This window comes from Streptosporangium brasiliense (assembly GCF_030811595.1).
GTDB classification, from domain to species: domain Bacteria; phylum Actinomycetota; class Actinomycetes; order Streptosporangiales; family Streptosporangiaceae; genus Streptosporangium; species Streptosporangium brasiliense.
In genome coordinates this window covers 7,615,511-7,634,503 of record NZ_JAUSRB010000002.1, presented here as the reverse complement: position 1 = coordinate 7,634,503, position 18,993 = coordinate 7,615,511, and the positions used below count along the sequence as shown (strand labels likewise).

General features: G+C 71.8%; 18 protein-coding genes. 6 read left to right on the top strand and 12 right to left on the bottom strand.

What is annotated here, in order from left to right; genetic code table 11:
* Nucleotides 1-325 precede the first annotated feature (325 nt).
* Nucleotides 326-814, top strand: coding sequence for a hypothetical protein (locus J2S55_RS43980; protein ID WP_306873756.1), 489 nt, complete (start codon nt 326-328; stop codon nt 812-814).
* Nucleotides 815-890: 76 nt separating this feature from the next.
* Here J2S55_RS43980 and J2S55_RS43975 read toward each other — a convergent pair whose 3' ends face one another.
* Both J2S55_RS43975 and J2S55_RS43970 read right to left on the bottom strand, forming a co-directional pair.
* Nucleotides 891-1,904 carry an ArsR/SmtB family transcription factor gene (locus J2S55_RS43975; RefSeq protein ID WP_306873754.1) on the bottom strand — a complete coding sequence of 338 codons (1,014 nt, stop codon included), beginning with the start codon at nt 1,902-1,904 and terminating at the stop codon, nt 891-893.
* Between the two features lie 94 nt (nt 1,905-1,998).
* Entirely contained in the window at nt 1,999-2,121 is a 123-nt protein-coding gene (locus J2S55_RS43970) for a hypothetical protein (protein ID WP_306873753.1), read from the bottom strand.
* A 351-nt stretch (nt 2,122-2,472) separates the two neighbouring features.
* Here J2S55_RS43970 and J2S55_RS43965 point away from each other — a divergent pair, with 351 nt between their 5' ends.
* Nucleotides 2,473-2,844 carry a DUF4267 domain-containing protein gene (locus tag J2S55_RS43965; RefSeq protein WP_306873751.1) on the top strand — a complete coding sequence of 124 codons (372 nt, stop codon included), beginning with the start codon at nt 2,473-2,475 and terminating at the stop codon, nt 2,842-2,844.
* Nucleotides 2,845-2,877: 33 nt separating this feature from the next.
* Here the strand turns inward: J2S55_RS43965 and J2S55_RS43960 are convergent, their stop codons facing one another.
* The 4 genes from J2S55_RS43960 to J2S55_RS43945 form a co-directional block, all read right to left on the bottom strand.
* Nucleotides 2,878-3,291, bottom strand: a complete 414-nt coding sequence (locus J2S55_RS43960; RefSeq protein WP_306873748.1) for a peptidase inhibitor family I36 protein — start codon at nt 3,289-3,291, stop codon at nt 2,878-2,880.
* Nucleotides 3,292-3,453: 162 nt separating this feature from the next.
* Nucleotides 3,454-4,230 (bottom strand): ABC-2 transporter permease, encoded by a 777-nt coding sequence (locus J2S55_RS43955; RefSeq protein ID WP_306873746.1) that lies wholly within the window; start codon nt 4,228-4,230, stop codon nt 3,454-3,456.
* Nucleotides 4,227-5,804 (bottom strand): ABC transporter permease subunit, encoded by a 1,578-nt coding sequence (locus J2S55_RS43950; protein WP_306873743.1) that lies wholly within the window; start codon nt 5,802-5,804, stop codon nt 4,227-4,229. Before J2S55_RS43950 ends, J2S55_RS43955 begins: the two co-directional genes overlap by 4 nt.
* A complete protein-coding gene (locus tag J2S55_RS43945; RefSeq protein ID WP_306873742.1) occupies nt 5,801-6,733 on the bottom strand; it encodes an ATP-binding cassette domain-containing protein in 933 nt (310 codons plus the stop codon). The genes J2S55_RS43950 and J2S55_RS43945 overlap by 4 nt, the downstream gene beginning before the upstream one ends.
* A 135-nt stretch (nt 6,734-6,868) precedes the next feature.
* Here J2S55_RS43945 and J2S55_RS43940 point away from each other — a divergent pair, with 135 nt between their 5' ends.
* Both J2S55_RS43940 and J2S55_RS43935 read left to right on the top strand, forming a co-directional pair.
* Nucleotides 6,869-8,152 carry a sensor histidine kinase gene (locus J2S55_RS43940; protein ID WP_306873739.1) on the top strand — a complete coding sequence of 428 codons (1,284 nt, stop codon included), beginning with the start codon at nt 6,869-6,871 and terminating at the stop codon, nt 8,150-8,152.
* Nucleotides 8,149-8,838 carry a response regulator gene (locus J2S55_RS43935; RefSeq protein ID WP_306873736.1) on the top strand — a complete coding sequence of 230 codons (690 nt, stop codon included), beginning with the start codon at nt 8,149-8,151 and terminating at the stop codon, nt 8,836-8,838. The genes J2S55_RS43940 and J2S55_RS43935 overlap by 4 nt, the downstream gene beginning before the upstream one ends.
* A gap of 259 nt (nt 8,839-9,097) precedes the next feature.
* Here the strand turns inward: J2S55_RS43935 and J2S55_RS43930 are convergent, their stop codons facing one another.
* A complete protein-coding gene (locus tag J2S55_RS43930; protein ID WP_306873734.1) occupies nt 9,098-9,700 on the bottom strand; it encodes a TetR/AcrR family transcriptional regulator in 603 nt (200 codons plus the stop codon).
* Nucleotides 9,701-9,800: 100 nt separating this feature from the next.
* On the opposite strand from J2S55_RS43930, the gene J2S55_RS43925 reads away from it, so the two are divergent.
* Complete coding sequence (locus J2S55_RS43925; RefSeq protein ID WP_306873731.1) at nt 9,801-10,751, top strand: NAD-dependent epimerase/dehydratase family protein; 951 nt, start codon at nt 9,801-9,803, stop codon at nt 10,749-10,751.
* Nucleotides 10,752-10,851: 100 nt separating this feature from the next.
* On the opposite strand, the gene J2S55_RS43920 is transcribed toward J2S55_RS43925, so the two are convergent.
* The 3 genes from J2S55_RS43920 to J2S55_RS43910 all read right to left on the bottom strand — a co-directional run bounded on the left by J2S55_RS43920 (nt 10,852) and on the right by J2S55_RS43910 (nt 14,304).
* Nucleotides 10,852-12,324, bottom strand: a complete 1,473-nt coding sequence (locus tag J2S55_RS43920; protein WP_306873728.1) for a serine hydrolase domain-containing protein — start codon at nt 12,322-12,324, stop codon at nt 10,852-10,854.
* A 78-nt stretch (nt 12,325-12,402) separates the two neighbouring features.
* Nucleotides 12,403-13,065 (bottom strand): response regulator, encoded by a 663-nt coding sequence (locus J2S55_RS43915; protein ID WP_306873726.1) that lies wholly within the window; start codon nt 13,063-13,065, stop codon nt 12,403-12,405.
* A gap of 51 nt (nt 13,066-13,116) precedes the next feature.
* A complete protein-coding gene (locus J2S55_RS43910; protein WP_306873723.1) occupies nt 13,117-14,304 on the bottom strand; it encodes a sensor histidine kinase in 1,188 nt (395 codons plus the stop codon).
* Nucleotides 14,305-14,636: 332 nt separating this feature from the next.
* Between J2S55_RS43910 and J2S55_RS43905 the strand changes: the two genes are divergently transcribed.
* Nucleotides 14,637-15,557 carry an aminoglycoside phosphotransferase family protein gene (locus J2S55_RS43905; protein WP_306873720.1) on the top strand — a complete coding sequence of 307 codons (921 nt, stop codon included), beginning with the start codon at nt 14,637-14,639 and terminating at the stop codon, nt 15,555-15,557.
* A 123-nt stretch (nt 15,558-15,680) separates the two neighbouring features.
* Here the strand turns inward: J2S55_RS43905 and J2S55_RS43900 are convergent, their stop codons facing one another.
* Both J2S55_RS43900 and J2S55_RS43895 read right to left on the bottom strand, forming a co-directional pair.
* Nucleotides 15,681-16,499 (bottom strand): MOSC domain-containing protein, encoded by an 819-nt coding sequence (locus J2S55_RS43900; protein ID WP_306873716.1) that lies wholly within the window; start codon nt 16,497-16,499, stop codon nt 15,681-15,683.
* Between the two features lie 293 nt (nt 16,500-16,792).
* Nucleotides 16,793-18,736: a glycoside hydrolase family 71 protein gene (locus J2S55_RS43895; protein WP_306873713.1), complete on the bottom strand. Its 1,944-nt coding sequence runs from the start codon at nt 18,734-18,736 to the stop codon at nt 16,793-16,795.
* Nucleotides 18,737-18,993: the final 257 nt, after the last annotated feature.

Here is an 18,993-nt window from a genome sequence, read left to right as displayed (position 1 = left end):
CCTCGGGCGCGCTGTCACCGGGGAGTCGGAGCCGCCGCCGGGTCCTCGACATCCGGCGGCAACTTTTTTCCTGTGTTCCCGCTCCCTCCGGCCGAGCGCTCCGGCCGGCGTGCTCGCGGGTCCTGAGCCGGGCCGGCCCGTCGCCGTTGAAGGGGGGCCTGACCGCGGGGACGGTCTTGTCGCCGTCCCGGGAGAGGCTATGACGTGGGTGTTTTCCGCCTGGGTGGAACAGGGTGACCGGCCGGGGCGAGGGCCGGTGAAATGACACCACCAGATCGGAGCCGGGCAGAAGGCCGGGGCCGGAGAATCGGAAGGATCCATCCGTATGGTCAGCACGACATCAGTCCGTCGGTCCGTCACAGTGGCCGCTGTCGCCACCCTCGCGGGAGCCGCGCTGTCGGGCCCTGCCTCCGCCGATCCTGTCGAAGCGCCGGTCAACGACTCCGGCGCGGTCACCGCGGCCGCCACCTGCGGCGACTGGCCATGGCCCACCAGCGCCACTGGCAGCTGGACCGAGACCAGAGTCTCTCTGGGCGTCGGTACGAAGGCGGCGGAACTCCGCTTCGGCTATATCGGAGGCAAGCAGGCCGGGTGGGCGCGCCTGGCCGGCGGCTACGAGGCCGGAGACATGTTCTGGTTCGACGTGTCTCACGACAAGGGCAAGGGCTGGTACCAGTGCGGTCCTTTCACATTCGTGGACGGCGGGCACAACTACACCCGCGCCCACTACAGCAGCGCCGATCCCAACCTCGTCTTCCGCGCCTGTGGCAGGGCGAAGAACTCCTCCTCCACGCACTGCACGGCGTGGCGCTGAGGAAGGCCAGAGGCCGACCGCCTGCCCGTGAGCCGCGGGCCGGGGCTTGGGCTCCGGGCCGCGGCTCACCCGCGGGTCAGCCGGGCGGGTGCTGCGCCCGGTGGCGGCGGAGGAGGCCGGCGCCCAGATCGCTCAGCTGATGCAGCACCAGGTTGGCGTGGCGGGTGCTGGTGATCAGGCCGGCGTGATGGAGCACCTGGGCGTGTTTGCTGGCGTTGGACAGCGACGCTCCGATGCGGCGGGCCAGCTCGCTGGTGCTGCAGCCCTGGTCGGCGGCGATGGTGTGCAGGACGGTGGCGCGGGTGGCGCCCAGCAGATCGACCAGGGGATCTTTGTGGCCGGGGGCGGGGCGGGGCCGGCGGGGAGCGGGGTAGACCAGGACGGGAGGGAGCCGCTGGTCGACCAGGGCGACGGGGGTGATCTGGCAGAAGTAGGAGGGGATCACGGTCAGGCCGCGTCCGTGCAAGCGGATCTCCCGGTCTCCCGCGGGGTAGGCGGCCTCCAGGACGGGGGGCCGCCAGCGCAGCACCGGAGCCAGCCGCGCGAGCATGGTGTCCACGCCGTCGTCGGCGAGATGGCGGACCAGGCTGCCGCGCTCATGGCCGAGGGCGGCCTCCATCATCTGCTGGTGGGAGGCGAAGGCCGTACGGCAGTAGCCGTCCACCAGGCGGCTGAGGCGGCGGACCGAGCATAGGTCGCCGCGGGCCAGATCCTCCAAGGTGGAGGGCAGGCCGGCGTGGCCGCGCAGCACGTCCAGCTCCGCGCGGACACGCGCCCGCGGAGTGCCGGCCAGGGCGTCGATCCCGGCCTGGAGCCCGCTCTGGGCTTCGATCGGTGTCAGGAAGTCGGGAAAGTAGGCTCCCTTCGGGACCAGCGGGAGGAGCACCTCCCGCACCCGGGGGAGCAGCCCCGCTGACGCCAGGTCGTCGCGGACCCGCCGCCGCCAGCCGGTCATCGCCGTGCCGCCGCCGCGTTCTTGCAGGCGGCACAGGCTCATCACCATCTCCCACATCGGATCGGCCCTGGAGGCGATCCGGACACGGGCGAGATCCTCGGCGGTGAAAACGATCCTCAGAGTGCCCCCGGTCATGTCCTCAGCCTGGCCGTCGCCGATAGCAGACAGATCAATGCCGGGTTGAAGGACGGCGGGAGGGCCGCCCGCCATGCCCTCCCGCCTCCGGGGATCAGCTTGAGAAACGCCTGATCAGGAGCGCCGGCCGGCGCTGGTGAACCTCGGGGCGGAGCCTGCCGCTGCGCATGAGCGTGAGGAGCCCGTGCGGCCCGCTCCAGAAGGTCTCGATGAGCATCGCCAGACCGTCGCCCCCGGCGAGCGGCCGCACGGTCTCGCGCAGCTCGGCGAAGGCCTCGTGCAGCGCGGCCGGTGCCTGGGGACTGGCGTCCTTGCCCTTGAAATGGCGGTAAGGACCGGCTGGCTGTATTCGATCTCCTCGGCGAGCCGCCGCGTGGTCACCGCGTCCCAGCCCTCCGAGTCGGCCGGCTCCCGCGCGGCCGTGACGGTCAACCGCTCCCGCTCTGCTCGCTCGCGCTCTCGGCGCGTCTGGATCGACACGACTCTGACTCTAGCGGCGCTAGCACTTCTGTCGAAGCTATGTTAGTTTCGCTCTCGATTCTAGCGCTGCTAACACAGAGAGAAGATCATGCTCACCGCCATCGCCTACGGACTGGCCGTCCTGCTCAATCTTTTCATCATCTTCATCGGCGTCCGGTTCTTCCTGGTGCCCCGGGCCGCGGCCGCCGGCTACGGCGTCCCCGCCAAGAAGGACGGGGACGCCGCCTATCTGACCATCAAGGGCCTGCGCGACTCCAGCTACGGCGTCCTCGGCCTTGCCCTGCTCGCCTTCGTGGGCGCCCACGCCGAGGCCTGGTACATGCTGGTCGTGGCCCTCGTCCCGCTCGGCGACACCGTCATCGTCCTGCGCCACGGCGGCACCAAGGCGGTCGCCTTCGGCATCCATTTCGCCACCGCCGTGGTCGTGCTCATCAGTGCCGCCCTCTTGTTCGCCGTCTGAGAGTCTGGGGCTGGCGTGGCCGGCGGGTCTCCGTCAGCCGTGCGAGTCGGCCCGCGAACCCGAGAAGGTGTAGCAGGACGGGCCGTTCGGACCGCCGATCCGGACAGAATTGAAGAAGTCGCGGTAGGTGGTGAAGAAATTGCCCTTCCCGCCGGGGGTGGTCAGGGCCGAGCAGCCGCCGTAGTCGGCTTCGGAGTAAAGGTGGATGTAGGAATCTGTGCGGTTCCAGTCCGACTTGGCCCGGCCGGCCATGTTGAGTGCGGCGAGATCCGGCGTATCGCTCTGGATCCCGATCATGTCGCCCGTGCCGTCGAGGCCGGAGAACAGGCAGTAGTGGTCGTCAGGGCATCTGTTGTAGCCATCGGCCGCCTGGGCGGGAACGCTCGCCAGGGTGGCCAGCGTGACGGCCGCGATCGGTAGTGCCAGCATCTGAAGCTTCTTGCCCAATGTTCCTCCATTGGTGAAACTTTCTTTCGATGACCGGACAAACATACATGTTTCGATCTTGCCGAGGAAGGGGCGATCACCTCCGACTTCGACGCCGCGCCGGCGCCCTCGCGCTCCACGGCGCCCGGCCGGATCGGCCGGGCGCCGCCGGGGAGGCGCCGCTCACGCGTCGCGCAGCCGTAGCAGCACCCCGCCGCCCAGCAGCGCCGCGGCGGTCCAGGCGGCGAGCACGCCGAGGCCCGCCCACGGGCTGAGGGGCAGATCGGACAGACCGGTGGTCGCCTGGATGGCGAGTCCCGCGTTCATCGGCGAGATCCGCCACAGGAGCAGCTGCCAGTCCGGGTCGGAGATCATGAAGGGGAGCACCGAGAGGACGTAGAGCAGGCCGAACACGGTCCCGATGGCCGTTGCCGAGTCCCGCACGACGGTGGCGACGCCGAGGCTGAACAGGGCGATCAGCGCGAGGTAGAGCACCGAACCGGCGGCCGCGCGGAGCGTCGGCCCGTCGGCCAGGGACAGCGGTGGCTGGCCGTGCGCGGCGGTGAAGCCGTTGCCGGGCAGGATGAGCCGGCCGGTCAGCACGGACCCGAGCACGGCGACGGTCCCCGCGGCCGTCGTCAGGCCGGTGAGGACGGCCGCCTTGGCGGCCAGGACGGTGGTCCGGCGCGGCATCGCCGCCAGGGTGGTGCGGATCATGCCGGTGCCGTACTCGCCGCTGACCGCCAGCACGGCCAGGACGGCGACGGCCGCCTGGCCCAGCTGGACCCCGATGAGGCTCAGTTTGGGGGCGTCGTAGCCGCATCCCGCCGGCGGGCAGGACGCGGTGGCCGCCGCCGCCGCGCTCGCCGCCGTGGTCAGCGCGATGAGGGCGAGCAGCAGCCAGCCGGTGCCCGGCACGGTACGTAGTTTCGTCCACTCCGCGTGCAGTTGTTGTCTCATGCGTCCCTCCGGCGGAACCGGAAGACGGCCAGGCCGAGGGCGAGCGCGGCGTAGCCGCAGAGCACGGCGAGACCGGCCCACGGCGCCAGCGGGTAGTAGCCGGCCTGCGGCACGTAGTTGCCGAGCACGTGCGAGTACTCGGGAATGCTCTGCTGGATCGCGAATCCGGCGGCCGGGGTGAGCCGCAGCAGCCACTGCGCCACGCCCGTGGGCAGCACGGAGGCGGTCGCGAGGATGTGGGGCAGCACGATCATCGCGATGGCGGCGGTGACCGCCGGGGCGCTGCGCCGGAACAGGGCGCCGAGGGCGAGGGCGAAGACGGCGGCGACGGCGAGCAGCGCCGCGAAACCGGCCACCACACGCACCTCGGTGAGCGCGCTCACCGGAAGGACGTAGTTGCCGTTGGCGCGCAGGATCCGTGTGCCGATCGCGACCGACGCCGCGGCGGCGGCCAGCCCGGCGACGAAGGTCACCGCGGCGACCACGACGGCCTTGGCCGCCAGCGTCCGGCCGCGCCGGGGGCCGGCGAGCAGGGTGGTGCGGATCAGGCCCCGCCGGTACTCGGCGGTGATGAACAGCACCGCCACGACGATCACGACGATCAGCCCGGCCAGCGCGCCGGAGAGGGTGTTCTCGATGCTCCGGCCCTCCTCGTCCGGCCCTATGTCGCCGACCCCGGTCACGGTGAACCTGCCGCCGGACTGCTCGGACCCGCCCGGATGGTGGGACGATCCGTCGAGCTCGGTGGTGACTCCGATGTCGTCGCGGCTCCACGCGCCGCCGGATGTCCGGCCCTCCAGGCCGACCTGGTCGAAGACGGCGGTGGCCTCGGCGAAGCGCGCTGCCGCGATGGTCCCGCCGAAGTCGCCCTGGGTCACCGTCAGGTCCCCGGGGGAGGCGGTGAACAGCCCGATGCGCACCGTGGAGGGCAGACCGGCCAGGCGGACCGTGCCGACCCTGGTCCACCGCCTGCCGTCGGCCGATTCGTAGCCGGTGAACGTGTCACCGGAGCGGACCAGCCGCAGCCAGCGCGGGGACCGCGCCGAGACGCCGCCCGGGCGTCCCGCCGTGTCGTGGACGTAGTTGTGCTGCATCCGCACCCCGTGCTCGCCGGTGACCATCACCGCCGCGTACGGGGAGCCCTGCCGGGTGCTCTCCTTGATGATGACCCCGGCCTTCGCCCACGGCACGACCCCGGGGACGACTCTCCTGACCCCCGGCGTGAGGTCGGCCAGCCGGATCTGGCCGGTCATGGAGGTCACGCGGACGGTGATGCCGCCGTCCCCCTCCAACTGCCGGTGCACGAAGTAGAACTTGTCGCTCACCGCCTGGCCGTCCGGTCCCAGCGGGGGAGTGGGGCAGGCGACCTCGACCGGACCCTTGCTGCAGGACGTGTGGCTGCCCGAGGCGGTGAGCAGCCCGAGCAGCACGGTGACCAGCGCCGCGGCCACCATGCCGAGCACCCAGCCGCGGACCGTCCGGAACTTGGTCCACTCCGCGCGCACCAGCTGCGCCATGCCGTCGCGCCCGGCCCGCAGGTCCGAGCGGTAGGGGGTGGTGGTGCCGGCGGTCATCGTGCAGTCTCCTGCTCCGCGGCGGCGCGGAACTCCACCGCGTCCCGGGTCAGCTCCATGTAGGCCTCCTCCAGCGTCGCGCGATGGGCCGCCACCTCGGAGAACGGCACCGCGTTCTGGCCGAGCAGCGCCACGATGCGCTCGGCCGCCGGCCCGGAGACGGTGAGCGTGTCCCGGCCGTTGACGGCCACGGTGGCGCCGGCACGCGCCAGCACCGCCATCGCCTCCGACCGCGCCGAGGTCCGCAGCGTGACCCGGCCGCGGGACGCGGTCGCGATCAGCTCGGCCACGCCCGTGTCCGCGACGACCCGTCCCCGCCCCACCACCACGAGATGACCGGCGGTGTCCTGCAGTTCGCTCATCAGGTGGCTGGAGACCAGGACGGCGCGCCCCTCGGCGGCCAGCGACCGCAGGAGACCGCGCATCCACACGATGCCCTCGGGGTCCAGGCCGTTGGTCGGCTCGTCGAGCATGAGCACCGGCGGGTCGCCGAGCAGCGCCGCGGCGATCCCGAGCCGCTGCCGCATGCCCAGGGAGTAGCCGCCCGCCCTGCGCCGGGCCACCGGACCCAGGCCGACCCGCTCGATCACCTCGTCGACCCGCTTCGCGCCCAGGCCCTGGGAGTGGGCCAGCCACAGCAGGTGGTTGCGGGCGGTACGGCTCGGCTGCAGCGCGGCGGCGTCCAGCAGCGCCCCGACATGGCGCAGCGGCCGGCGCAGGCTCCGGTACGGCAGGCCGCCGACCAGCGCGCTGCCCTCGTCGGCCGCGTCCAGGCCCAGGATCACCCGCATGGTGGTGGACTTCCCCGCGCCGTTGGGGCCGACGAAGCCGGTGACCTGCCCCGGCGTCACGGTGAAGGACATCCCGTCCAGGGCCGTGGTCTGGCCGAAGCGCTTGCGCAGCCCGGCGACTTCGATGGTTGCTTGCATGCCAGGAAGATTAGGCAGCGGGCGAGGGCGCGGTCGTCCCGCCATCGAGCCATCTTCGCCGTCGCTGGCGTGGGGGACGTCCCGTCCCTCACGTGAGGGATGCCGGAACGCCGGACAGCCGGGACAATGGCCTCTGTGAACTCAGCGGACGACCGGCTCGGCGGATGGGCCACCGGATGGCGGCGGATCGCCGCGGCTCCGCACGCGCCCGTCGTGGCCGGCGTGCTGCCGGCGCTGCTCGCGCTGGCCGAGTCGATCGCGCACGCCCGGGGCACACCGGCGGCGCATCCGTTCGGACACACCGTGAGCCGGCCGGTGAGCGAGACGATCGTGCACCTCGGGAGCACGCCTCCGGCCGGTAACACCGGCACCGCGCTGTATCTCGTGGTGTTCGGCCTGCTCGGCCTGGCCACCACGCTGCCGATCGCGCTGCTGTGGGGGCAGCCGGCCGCGGCCGCCGTGGCCGTCTCGGCGTCGGTCGTGCTGTCCCTCACGGCCTTCCAGACGCTGACCGTGGCGGGCCTGGGGGCGCAGCTGATCGCCGGGTACCGGATCGGCCGCGGCGGACCGTGGCTGCCGGCCGTACTTCTCGCCGCGCCGTTCCCGCTGCTGGCACTGGCCGGCCCGGCAGGCGGCGAGGTGGGGGTCCTCACCCTGCTGCTGGCCTCTCTGGCGCCGGCGGCGGCCCTGGCCGGGATCGCCCGGCGCGCGCACGGCGAGGCCCTGGAGAACACAGCCGCCCGGCAGGTCATCGCCGACACCCTGCTGGAGCACACCGCGCGCGGCGAGCGCGCCCGCATCGCCCGCGAACTGCACGACGTCGTCGCCCACCACATCTCCATGGTCGCGGTGCAGGCGGAGACGGCCCGGCTGGCCGTGCCCGGGATGCCGGCCGCCGGTGCGGACCGGCTGTCCGCCATAGGCGACACCGCCCGGGCGGCGCTGACCGAGATGCGGCGGCTGCTCGGCGTGCTGCGCGAGGACGCGGCGGCGGACGCGGCCGACCGGCAGCCCCAGCCGGGCCTGCGCCTGGGGGAGCTCAACGAGCTGCTCGACGAGTCACGGGACGCGTCGGGGACGGGCGTCCGCCTCATCCTCCACGGCGCGCCGGTCGTGCTCGACCCCGGTGTCGAGCTCGCCGCCTACCGCATCGTCCAGGAAGCTCTCACCAACGCCCGGCGGCACGCGCCGGGCGCCGCCGTCGACGTGGAGCTGCACTACACCGACGACGCCCTGCGGCTGTCCGTCCGCGACAACGGACCCGGCCCGTCCACGCCGGCGCCCGCCGGCGGTCACGGCCTGTCCGGCATGCGAGAGCGCGCCGTGGCCGTCGGCGGCGAGCTGCGCACCGGCCCCGCCGCCGGCGGCGGCTTCCTCGTCGAGGCCCGCCTGCGGGGAAGGGCCGAGGCGGCCGGATGAGCGCTCGGTCCCCGATGGTCCGGATCGTCGTCACCGACGACCATCCGGTGGTCCGCACCGGATTCGCCGAACTGCTCGGCACCCAGCCGGACTTCACCGTCGTCGGCACCGCCTCCGACGGGGCCGAGGCGGTGCGGATCTGCCACGAGCTGTCCCCCGACGTCGTCCTCATGGACGTCCGCATGCCGGGCATGGACGGCATCGAGGCCACCAGGCGGCTCGCCGGCTCCGCGGCCGCCGGTCCGCGCATCCTCATCCTGACGACCTTCGACCTGGACGAATACGTCTACGACGCGCTCCGCGCCGGGGCCAGCGGATTCCTGCTCAAGGACGTCACCGCCGAACGGCTCTTCGACGCGGTGCGCGTCATCGCCGCCGGCGAAGCGCTACTGGCCCCGGCGGTCACCCGCCGCCTCATCAGCGAGTTCGCCCAACTGTCCCGGAGACCCGACACCTCCTCCGCCGCCGCGCTCACCGCCCTCACCCCTCGTGAAACGCAGGTCCTGCGGCTCATCGCCGAGGGCCTGTCCAATCCGGAGATAGCAGGCCGGTTGACGGTCACGGAGGAGACGGTGAAGACGCATGTGAGCCGCGTGCTGAGCAAGCTCGGGCTGCGCGACAGGACGCAGGCGGTCGTCACCGCCTACGAGACAGGACTGGTCGTGCCGGGCTCCCGGACCCGGTGACCCCCGCCGCTCGCGGACTCGGCGTCCACGGGTCCGGCGCACTCGCCGCCGCGACGGCCTGCCCCGGCGTGCCACCGATCCGCCGCTCAGGGACGCGCGGCCGTCAGCACGGGCCCCACGAGGCCTACGGCAGTCCCGCGTCGGCGGCCAGCCGTACCGCGCTCTGGTGGACGTGGGGGAGAGGAGTCCGAGGTCGCCTCCGTGCGGGGTGGGGGCGCACCGGGGCTCCTGCCGTCCGGCGCCGGTGCGGATCCCGAGGTCACGGTGGCGTGGTGCGGTGGCCGCGGAAGGCGGCCTCCAGGGCGATACGCCAGTGGCGGTCGGCCTGATCGCCGTCGGCCAGGGCGCCCCGCAGCTCCAGGCTCGCCAGCCCATGCACCAGGGCGTTGAAGTGGACCGCGACATCGTAGGGGTCGGACGGGACGAACCGGCCCGTGTCGATGCACCGCGCGACGGCGTGGACCAGGGTTTCGAACGTCCCCTGGATCTGCGCCAAAGCCGCGTCGCCGGGCCGGAAGTCCGCGATGGGGCGTCCGAACATCAACTCGTACAGATGGGGGTTGGCCAGGGCGGAGGCCCGATAGGCGTGTCCGAGTGCCATCAGATCGGCCTCCGGATCGCCGTCGTGAGGCACCGTGGCGAACTCCCGGGCGAGCCGGGCGAACCCCTCCAGGAACATCGCCTGCAGCAGGCCGGCCTTGTCGCCGAATAGGCTGTACACGGCGGTCGTCGAACTCCCCACCTCCTGGGCCACCCGCCTGGTGCTCAGCGCCTGCGGGCCTTCCTCGGCGAGCAGCTGTCCAGCGGCGTCCAGCAGATCTCGGCGCAGCTCTTCGTAGTCACGTGTGCGGGGGCGTCCCATTTGACAAGCTTACCGTAACGCTGTTTTATAACGGCGTTACGAAATAACTCCTCTTCATGGACGCCGATGCGCCGTAGAGGGAACCACATTGGAGGCCCCCGTGCCCGCTGCGTCCGAACTGCACGTCGTCCTCGGTGGCGGAGGCGCCATCGGCGGCTCCGTGGTGCGCGAGCTGGTCTCCCGCGGACTCCGCGTCCGCGCGGTCAACCGTAGCGGCCGGGTTCCGGCGCTGCGCGGTGTCGAGGTCCATCAGGGGGACATCACCTCGACCGTCGGCGCCAAGACCGCGTGCGAGGGCGCCGACGTCGTCTACCACTGCGCCACCCCCGCCTACGACCGGTGGACGCAGGAGTTCCCCCGCATGACCGACGCGGTGCGCAAGGGTGCGGCCGCCTCGGGCGCCAAACTGGTCTTCGCCGACAACCTGTACATGTACGGCCCCGTCGGCATGCCCATGACCGAGGACATGCCGTACGCCGCCCGCAATCCCAAGGGCCGCGTCCGGGCGGAGATGGCCGAGGCACTCCTGGCGGCACACCGCTCCGGCGAACTGCGTGTCGCCATCGGCAGGGCGTCCGACTACTACGGTCCCGGCGGTGTCAACACCATCGTCGGCGCGGCGGTGTTCGGTGCCGCGCTCCGCGGGAAGGTCGCCCGCTGGGTCGGGCCGCTCGACCAGCCCCACTCGTTCAGCTACCTGCCCGACATCGCCAGAGGACTCGTGACGCTCGGCGGCGACGCGCGGGCGGACGGCCAGGCCTGGCACCTTCCGGCGGCAGAACCCCTGACGGGCGAGCAGTTCCTCGACCTGGTGTTCGCGGAACTCGGCCGCCCCGGCAGGTCCGCGTCCGTCGGGCGCCTCATGCAGCGCGCCATCGGACTGGTGAATCCCACCGTCCGCGCCCTCGGTGAGACCTGGTACCAGCGCGACCGCCCCTTCGTGACCGATGCCTCGAAGTTCGTGAACACCTTCGGCCCGTCCGGCACCACGTCGCACCCCGACGCCATCGCCGCCACCCTCGACTGGTACCGCGCGGCCGCCACGCCGTGACCGGGACGGCCCCCCGGACTGCTCACGGTGTTGTGGCCCACGGGGGGCCATGTCGATCAGGATGGTGCCGTGGCGGGCGGCGGAGTCGTTCCCGCCCAGGTCAGCTGTCCGCCGTGGCCGGCCGTACCGGTGCGGAGATCGCCTGACCGGCGCGGCGGTAGCACCAGATGCGACGGCCGAGCGCGACCGCCCCGAGCACGCAGCAGGTGAGGCAGAAGAGGGCCAGCAGCGGCAGCAGCCAGACGGTGACGATCCAGTACTGGACGTTGAACGCCCCCCAGACCGGCGTCGGCAGCACCACGCCCAGCACCGTCACCAGGGCGAGGGGCACGAGCCGCAGGACCAGCCTCGGCCGGCGCGCCGCGCGGCGGCGCGTGGCCCAGCGGCGCGCCCGGACGGCCGCGGTGACCAGCAGGGCGGCCATCCCCACCGTGAGCCCGAGCAGGACCGCGTTCACGACGGTGAGCGGGTTGCTCATCGGCGTCGCCGGCGCCCCGATCCGTTCGGCGAGCAGGTTGGTCGAGAGCAGGCCGGGGTCGCCGACGCTGTTGGTGAGGACGAGGGCGGCCACACCGGTCTTGGGCGAGAAGACCATGTCCCCGGTCCACGTCGCCAGTGTCCCGCCGTGGCCGATCAGCGACGGCGGCGCGCCTGCCGTGACGGGACGGGACTGCCAGCCGAGGGCGTAGTTACCGGCCTTCGGCTGGACGGTGTGCAACTCGGCCAGGGAGCCGGCACTCAGCAGGTCCGCCCCGAGCGTTCCCTGGTTGAACCGCAGCCACCGCACCATGTCGTCCAGGGTCGAGATCACCCCGCCGTTGCCGACGCACATCCCCGGCATCTCCGGCACCGCGACGGCGACCCCGAGTACGACCTCGTACCCGGACGGCAGGCCCTCGGCGCGATCGGAACACCCCAGCGTCGAGCTGGTGCCGGCCATGCCCAGCGGCGCGAACAGCTCGGTGTGGAGGAAGGCGTCGAAGGACTTCCCCGACACCACTTCGACGATCCTCGCCGCGATCGAGTAGTTGGTGTTGTGGTACTCCGGGCGGGTGCCCGGATCGGCGGCCAGAGTCTTGTCGGCCAGCTTGGCCACGATCTCCCGCGCGCTGCGCGGAGGCGGGAACACGTACTCGTTGTTCGTGCTGTTCGACAGCCCCGAGGTGTGGCTGAGGAGCTGGCGCACGGTGATCCCGGTGAAGCGCGGATCGGTCATCCTGAAGTCGGGCAGGACCTTGATGACCGGGTCGTCCAGGGAGACTCGGTCACGGTCGACCAGCAGCATGATCGCCGCAGCCGTCATCGACTTGCTCATCGACGCGATCCGGAACCGAGTCCGCGCCGTCACCGCGTTGCCGTCCCCGTCCCGGCCGCGGACGGTCGTCTCGACCGACGACCCGTCGATCACGGCCGCCGCGACCCCCGGCGCACCGTAGACGGAGCGGTAGTCGTCGACCAGCCGTCCGCCGGTGGCATGGGCCGGTGCCGTCCAGCCGAGCAGCACGGCGACGAGCACGCCGCCGAGGACGAGGAGGGAGGTCACACGAGGAAAGCGCAGAGGTAGGAGATGCACGACGTCGAACCTAGGCCGGGCGTCACCGGCCGACATCACCCCAAGGGGTGAGACGGCACCACCCGGCAGGATGGAATCTCAGTCAGGCAGATCGTTGCGCCCCACAAGCCCGTTCTCGTAGGCGTGGATCACCGCGTGCACGCGGTCGCGCAGGTCCAGTTTCTGCAGGATGGCCCGGACGTGCGACTTCACCGTGTTCTCGCTCAGCACCAGTTCCGCGCAGATCTCGCTGTTGGACCTGCCGCGGGCGAGCAGGCCGAAGATCTCGACCTCGCGTGGGGTGAGGCCGTCCAGGGCCGCCGTCCTCCGCATCGGCACCTGCCGTACGAGATCGAGGATCGTCGCGGCCACCCCCGGGGCCAGCGCCGCCGTCCCGGAGGCGACGTCACACACGGCCTGGGCCAGGGCGGCGGGCCGGACGTCCTTGGTCAGGTAGCCGCTCGCGCCGGCCCGGATGGCAGCCACGACCAGTTCGTCGTCATCGAACGTCGTCAGCATGAGCACCCGGGTCGCCGGTGCGATCCTGACGATCTCCGCCGTGGCGGCGACCCCGTCCATACGTGGCATGCGGATGTCCATCAGCACCACGTCGAGGCGGTGCCGCCGGACGACCTCGATCGCGTCGCCGCCGTTCGCGACGTCGTGGGTGACCTCGATGCGTTCGTCGGCCGACAGCACCGTACGGAGCGAGGCCCGCAGCAACTCCTGATCGTCGACGAGCATGACACGGATCCCGGTCACGAGACCTCCTTCGTCGGCCTCATGACCAAGGTGCTGTGCTTGCTGATTCCCTCACTCCGTTCGGTCATTCCCCTCCTTCGTGGGGAGCCGCGCGCGCAGCACCCACCCGTCGTCCCCGTCGTCGATCGACAGGGTGCCACCTGCGGTACGCACACGTTCCTCGATCCCCATCAAGCCGGTCCCCTGACTGCCGACGTCGCGAAGCGCCTTGCCGCCGTCGTCGCGTACCTCCACCACCACCTCGGCCGGGGTCCAGCGCAGGCGGACGGTCACCTCGACCGGTGGTTCGAGGTGGCGCAGCGCGTTGGTGATGCCCTCCTGCACGGTCCGGACCGCCGCGACCTCGGCACTCAGGCTCAGTGGCCGTCGCTCACCCACCTCCGCGAACGTCACCGCATGGAGCGGGCTCGCCGCCGAGGCCACGAGGTCAGGGAGGGCGTCGAGCGAGATCGGGACCTTTCCGGGCCGGGAACCGGCGCGCGGCGCCACGGTGGCCGGGCCCAAGGTGGCCAGCATCGCTCGCAGGCCTTGGTGGGCGTCCCGGCCGGCCTCGGCGATGTCGCCGAGTTCGCGGCGGGTCGCCGGATCCGCCGTCGTCACCGCCGCGGCCTCGATCCGCGCGACCATGACGGTGACCGTGTGGGCGATCACGTCGTGCAGGTCGCGGCGGATGCCGGCCCGTTCGTCCGCGACCGCCGCGGCCAGTCGTCCGCTCTCGGCCCGTCGGCCGGCCTCGTGCCTGCGACGTACCAGCAGGGCAGCGAGCCACACACCGCCGACCACGAGCATCAGCAGCCCGCCCTCGACCAGGCGGGTCCACCCAGGGGTGTCAGGGGGCAGCCGGGCCCACGCCACCAGCTCGGTGAGGACGATCCCGAGCGCGGCGACGGCCAACGCGACCACCGAGGACCTGACCGGGACCAGGCTGGTCAGCCGCCACAACGTGAGGGGGAAGCACACAGCCGAGGGCAGCATGTTCGGTGACCAACCCAGGAAGGGCATCGTCACCAGGACGAGCATCGCCAGCGCGCCGATCGCGTACCCCACCCACGGCCGTCGACGGGCCACCACCGCTCCCACATGGAGCAGGGCGGCAGCACCCGCCGCGGCGAAGATCTGCCACAGGTCCGCGCCGAGGTGCCGGACGCCCGCCAGGATGATCACCGTCAGGAGAGCCAGGACCACGTGCGCCACCACCGTCGTCACCGGCCATGTGCTCCGGCGCTGGGAGGCTGTCACGGTCGTCGCCTCCCGGTGGGCTCGTGGTGGGGAGCCGTGCCTGGCTCGACGTGCCACAGGATAGCCAGCAGCGGGCAGGCCGATTCCGGCGCCCCGCCACGGACCCGCCGGCGAGCCCTCGCCGAGCTGATCAACCCGTGCGCGCAGGAGGAGACCGACCCCGAGCGGCGGCTGACAGCCCGGGAAAGGCCCGGACCCCTGGATCTCCTGGTCTGAGGGCATGGGCGTTCGGGGACACCGTCTGAGCGAGGCCCGGACGCCTGCGCCTTCATGACCCGGTCCCCTCCAGCAGTTGGAGCGGGTCGGCCGCCATCCGGCTACTGTTGCTCCGCATGACGCACACCGAGATCGAGATCAGCGCGGAGCTGGTGCGGGATCTGCTCCGCGACCAGCACCCCGACCTGGCCGATCGCCCGGTGCGGCTCGGCGCGCGGGGCTGGGACAACCAGCTCTGGCGGCTCGGCGACGACCTCGCCGTCCGGTTGCCCTGGGCGACGCAGGACGCGGACGAGCTGTTGCGCAAGGAGCACACCTGGCTGCCCGTCCTCGCCCCGCGCCTTCCCCTGCCGATCCCCGTCCCGCAGCGCCTCGGCGAGCCCTCCGCGCTGTTCCCGCACCCCTGGACCGTCACCACCTGGGTGCCGGGCGAGCCCGCCGACCGCGCCCCCGTCGCGCGCGGTGCGGAGGCGGCCACCGCCCTGGCCGCCTTCCTGACCGCTCTTCACCGACCCGCCCCCGAAGAGGTGGACACCGACGGCCGGGGCCGCGGAGGGCCGCTGGCCGGCTCCTCCGAGTGGGTCGCCCAGCAGCTCGCCTCGGCCACCGAGCTGGGGCTGATCCCCGACCCGGACGCCGTCCGCGCGGTCTGGGACGACGCCGCCGCCGCGCCCGGCTGGGCCGGCCCGGCGCTCTGGCTCCACGGCGACCTGCATCCGGCCAACGTCCTCACCGCGGACGGCACCATCTGCGGCGTGATCGACTTCGGCGACCTGTTCGCCGGCGATCCGGCCGTCGACCTCGCCGCCGCGTGGACCCTGCTGCCGGACGACACCGCCGACCGCTTCCATGCCGCCTACCGGCCGGCCCCGGACGCCGCGACCCTTCGCCGCGCCCGTGGATGGGCCGTGATCCGCGCCCTCGTCGGCCTCCACGTCGGCGACGCCGGTGTCCACGGCCGGCCAGGCGGCAAGGCCACGTGGGGCCCACCCGCCCACGCCGCACTGCGACGCCTCATCGCGACGGCCCATCGCTGATCGTCTCGGATTCGGAGCCGGGACCGGGCCCGGTGAGACCGCCTGGCGGGCGGCGTGACGGTGGTCCGCCACATGACGTTGGTGTCCGCGCGCGGCGCCCGCGGCCCTGAAGCGCCTGACCGGCTAGCCTGGCCGGACTCCGTCGCCGACTCTCAGCTCGCCGAGGTTCCTGGGCACCAGGCGGATGCCGAACCAGGTCTTTCCGTCCCAGCGGCGGTGTCTGGCCAGAGTTCTCAGGGGTTCCTTGCCGCGCTCCTGAGTGGCCGGGTCCCAGAGGGTGGCGGCGCAGCGGTCGCACAACTCCGAGACGCGGAAGTCGATCTCGCCGATGCGGACCGACGTCCAGGCGTCCTCCGCGAAGGGTTCCGCGCCGTCGATGATGGCGTTGGGCCGGAAGCGGGCGACGTCGAGGGGGTCCGGGGGATGCTCCTGGCGTTCCATGGCGCCTTCGGCGATCCAGTCGTCCAGGCGCTGGAGCGAACTCCTGGAGACGAGCAGGAGGGGTGCCTCCCAGATGAAGCTGACGATCTCTCCGGGGAGGCCGCCGTGTTCCTCGGTGACGGTCCGGCGTCCGGTGTCGTCAAGCCAGACGAGGCGGGCGGGCCTGCCGAGCAGGCGGGTGAACCATTCATGGGCGTCGGCGTGGGCGAGCACGGCTCGGTCGAGGTTGGAGAGACCTACCGGGGTCGTGTCGCCTGTGGCCGGGGGGACCTTGAGTTCGCCCATGCCCTTCGCCGACAGGCGGAGGCCGCCTTCGGGGGTTTCCGCGGCCGAAACCGAGAGGAACCGGGGGTGTTCGCCTACCCAGATCACTTCTCCCAGCGGGTCCACCACGGCCCAGCGGCGGTCGCCTTCCAGACCCCAGGGGAGGATCTGGGCGGACGGGCGGGGGATGCCGCTGACGGACTTGATGGGGTAGGTGCGGATCTCCGCTAGTTCCATTGGGCAAGGATAGGAAAAAGCGCTCTCTCAGGATATGGGAGCGTGCCCACGGGGCGTCCGGAGCGGGGTACCGAGCCCCTCCGGGAGGTGCGTTCCGCATGCTCCTCGATGAGGTGGCGGGGTCCGTCCGCCGGAAGCCCTGTAGCGGCTTCCGGTGAAACATTCATCGCGGGTGCCGTCGGAGGACGCGGCTCGGCACCTCCTCCCCAAGCGGGCCCGGCGGCATCGCCCAGGTCCGCCGCCCGCCGGGCGTCGGACTTCGCGCCCGCCCGGTCCGAGCGGGCGCGAAGGGCTCACTTACGGCCGCTGCTGACCGCGTTGTACTGCAGGTCCTGCACGGAGAAGCTGCTCTTGACCTCCCACGGCGACGCGACCGTCACCGCGCCCACGGACGCCTTGTTCAGGCCGTAGGCCAGGGGGAAGAGCTGTGCCTGGACCCCGGCCTTGGCGGCGTAGCTCTGCTCCTTGCCGCCCACGGTCGCCTTCACCGTGGCCGCCTTGGTGAGGAACGACAGCACCTCCACCTTGTCGCGCGGCGTGGACGTGCCACCGCGCGGGTTCATGAACTTGGTCTGCGAACCCGACGTCGGCCTGGCCGCGACGTACTGCGAGCGGTGCGTCAGATAGAGCGTGTCACGCACGATCGCCGGGGCCTTGCCGGTCTTCAGCCAGGTCAGGTAGTAGGACGAGATGTCCAGATAGGCCGAGCCGTTGTGCACGGAGGGGACGAACTGGGTGCCCTCGGAGAAGTCGTTCCACGTGGTGAGCTGGATCCAGTCGGCGTCGCCCGAGATGGACTTCTCCCACGTCGTACGCAGGTTCTCGGTGTTGTTGGCCTCGTCGTAGATGCCCTGGTTGGGCCGCTCGTCCTGGACCGAGACCGGCTGCATCCAGATCTTGTTCAGGCTGTGCGCCTTGGAGATGTTGGACTCGATGCCGCCCTGCTGGGCCGGGCTGCGGTTGCCCCAGTTGGAGAAGCCGTAGCTGATCGGCGCGAAGGCCGAGGCGTTGGAGGAGAAGTTCAGGAAGACCGGGACCAGCGCGACGTTGATGCCGTGGGAGCTCTTCATGATGTTCATGAAGTCCTTCCACCAGGCGGCGCTCTGCTGCTCGGCCTTGAACGGCGAGATCACCAGGCGGTTGTCGCCCAGGCGGTGGACCGACTTGGACGCGGCCAGGCCGGCCATGGCCGAGGCGAGCGTGCCGGCGTCGGTCTTCAACGACGTCATGTCCGGCATCAGCACGATCTTGAAGCCGGGGTCGACCGCCTCCGCGGCCTTGATCAGGGTCTTGAGCCGGTCCCAGTGGGCGCTGGTGAGGGAGAGCACGTCCACGGTGAAGCCGTCCAGCCCGGCCTTGGCCGCGATCTGCACCTCCTTCTTCATGTCGGCCAGCTGCCAGTCGCCGGACAGCACCTCCCGGGGGAAGGGCCGGTCACGCAGCAGCCCGCCGTACGCCGCGTGCTTGCCACTCTCGCCGGCGGGGTTCAGGTAGTTCTTGGTGTAGTAGTCGTCGGCCCCGGCCTTGTTGTTCAGCGAGATCGGGTACGGCGTGAAGTAGTGCGCGAACACCTTGTGGGAGGACGCGCGCAGCGTCGAGGTCGACGGCAGCTCGAACGGCAGCGGACCGGCCGGGACCGTCGGGGCCGCCTTGCCGTACGTCACCGTGAGCTTGGGCCCCTCGCCGCCGGTGGCCTGCGAGGAGTGCAGCACGCTCTGGATGTTCGAGGGGGAGGTGATGGCGAACGAGTAGTCGCCGTTGCCGGTGAAAGCGGAAGACACCTCCAGCTTGACCGTCTGCCCGGCGGTCAGGCCCTTGGCGGTGGCCAGCACCGCGCCGGTGGCCGGCTGGTTGTTCCAGTTCAGGGTGGACTCAGACCATGCTCCGGTGACCGGACGCACCTCCAGGACGGTGTCGGTCGTCCTGACCGACTGCAGCTCCAGCGTCAACTTGACGTCGGAGGCGTCCTCCGGCAGGTCCTTGAGGGTGAAACGGACGTAGGAGCGGCGCTCGGTGTCGGTCGCGCCGTCGGACGTGGCCGCGTTGGCCGAGAGCCAGGTGTGGCTGCCATGCGGTTTCGTGGGGCCGGCCTGGCTGACGTAGGTGTCTTCGGCCGCCTCGACGGTCACCGTCTGGCCGATGGGGGCCGCCGCGGCGGGTGCGGTCACCGCCGCCAGGTTGGTGGCGGTGGTCAGAGTCGCTATCAACAGCGCCATCGCACCTAAGCGGGATCGCATGGCGTCCTCCAGTAGTGACATGTTATGACATATCGACAAATCGCGATCATCATAGACAACGGAGGGTGTCCTTCATCCCGGTTTGCATATTCGAGGGACGGCGATGGCGCTGACCAGCCGATCTCCGCGAAAAGGGGGGGACGGGAGCCGGAGCCGTCGGGTGCCGGCGGCCGGACGGTTTCGGACATCGGCCATGGCCGGAATTGGACCGATGCATGCCCGCGCCGCAGGCGGCCCCCCGGACCACCGGAGCCACC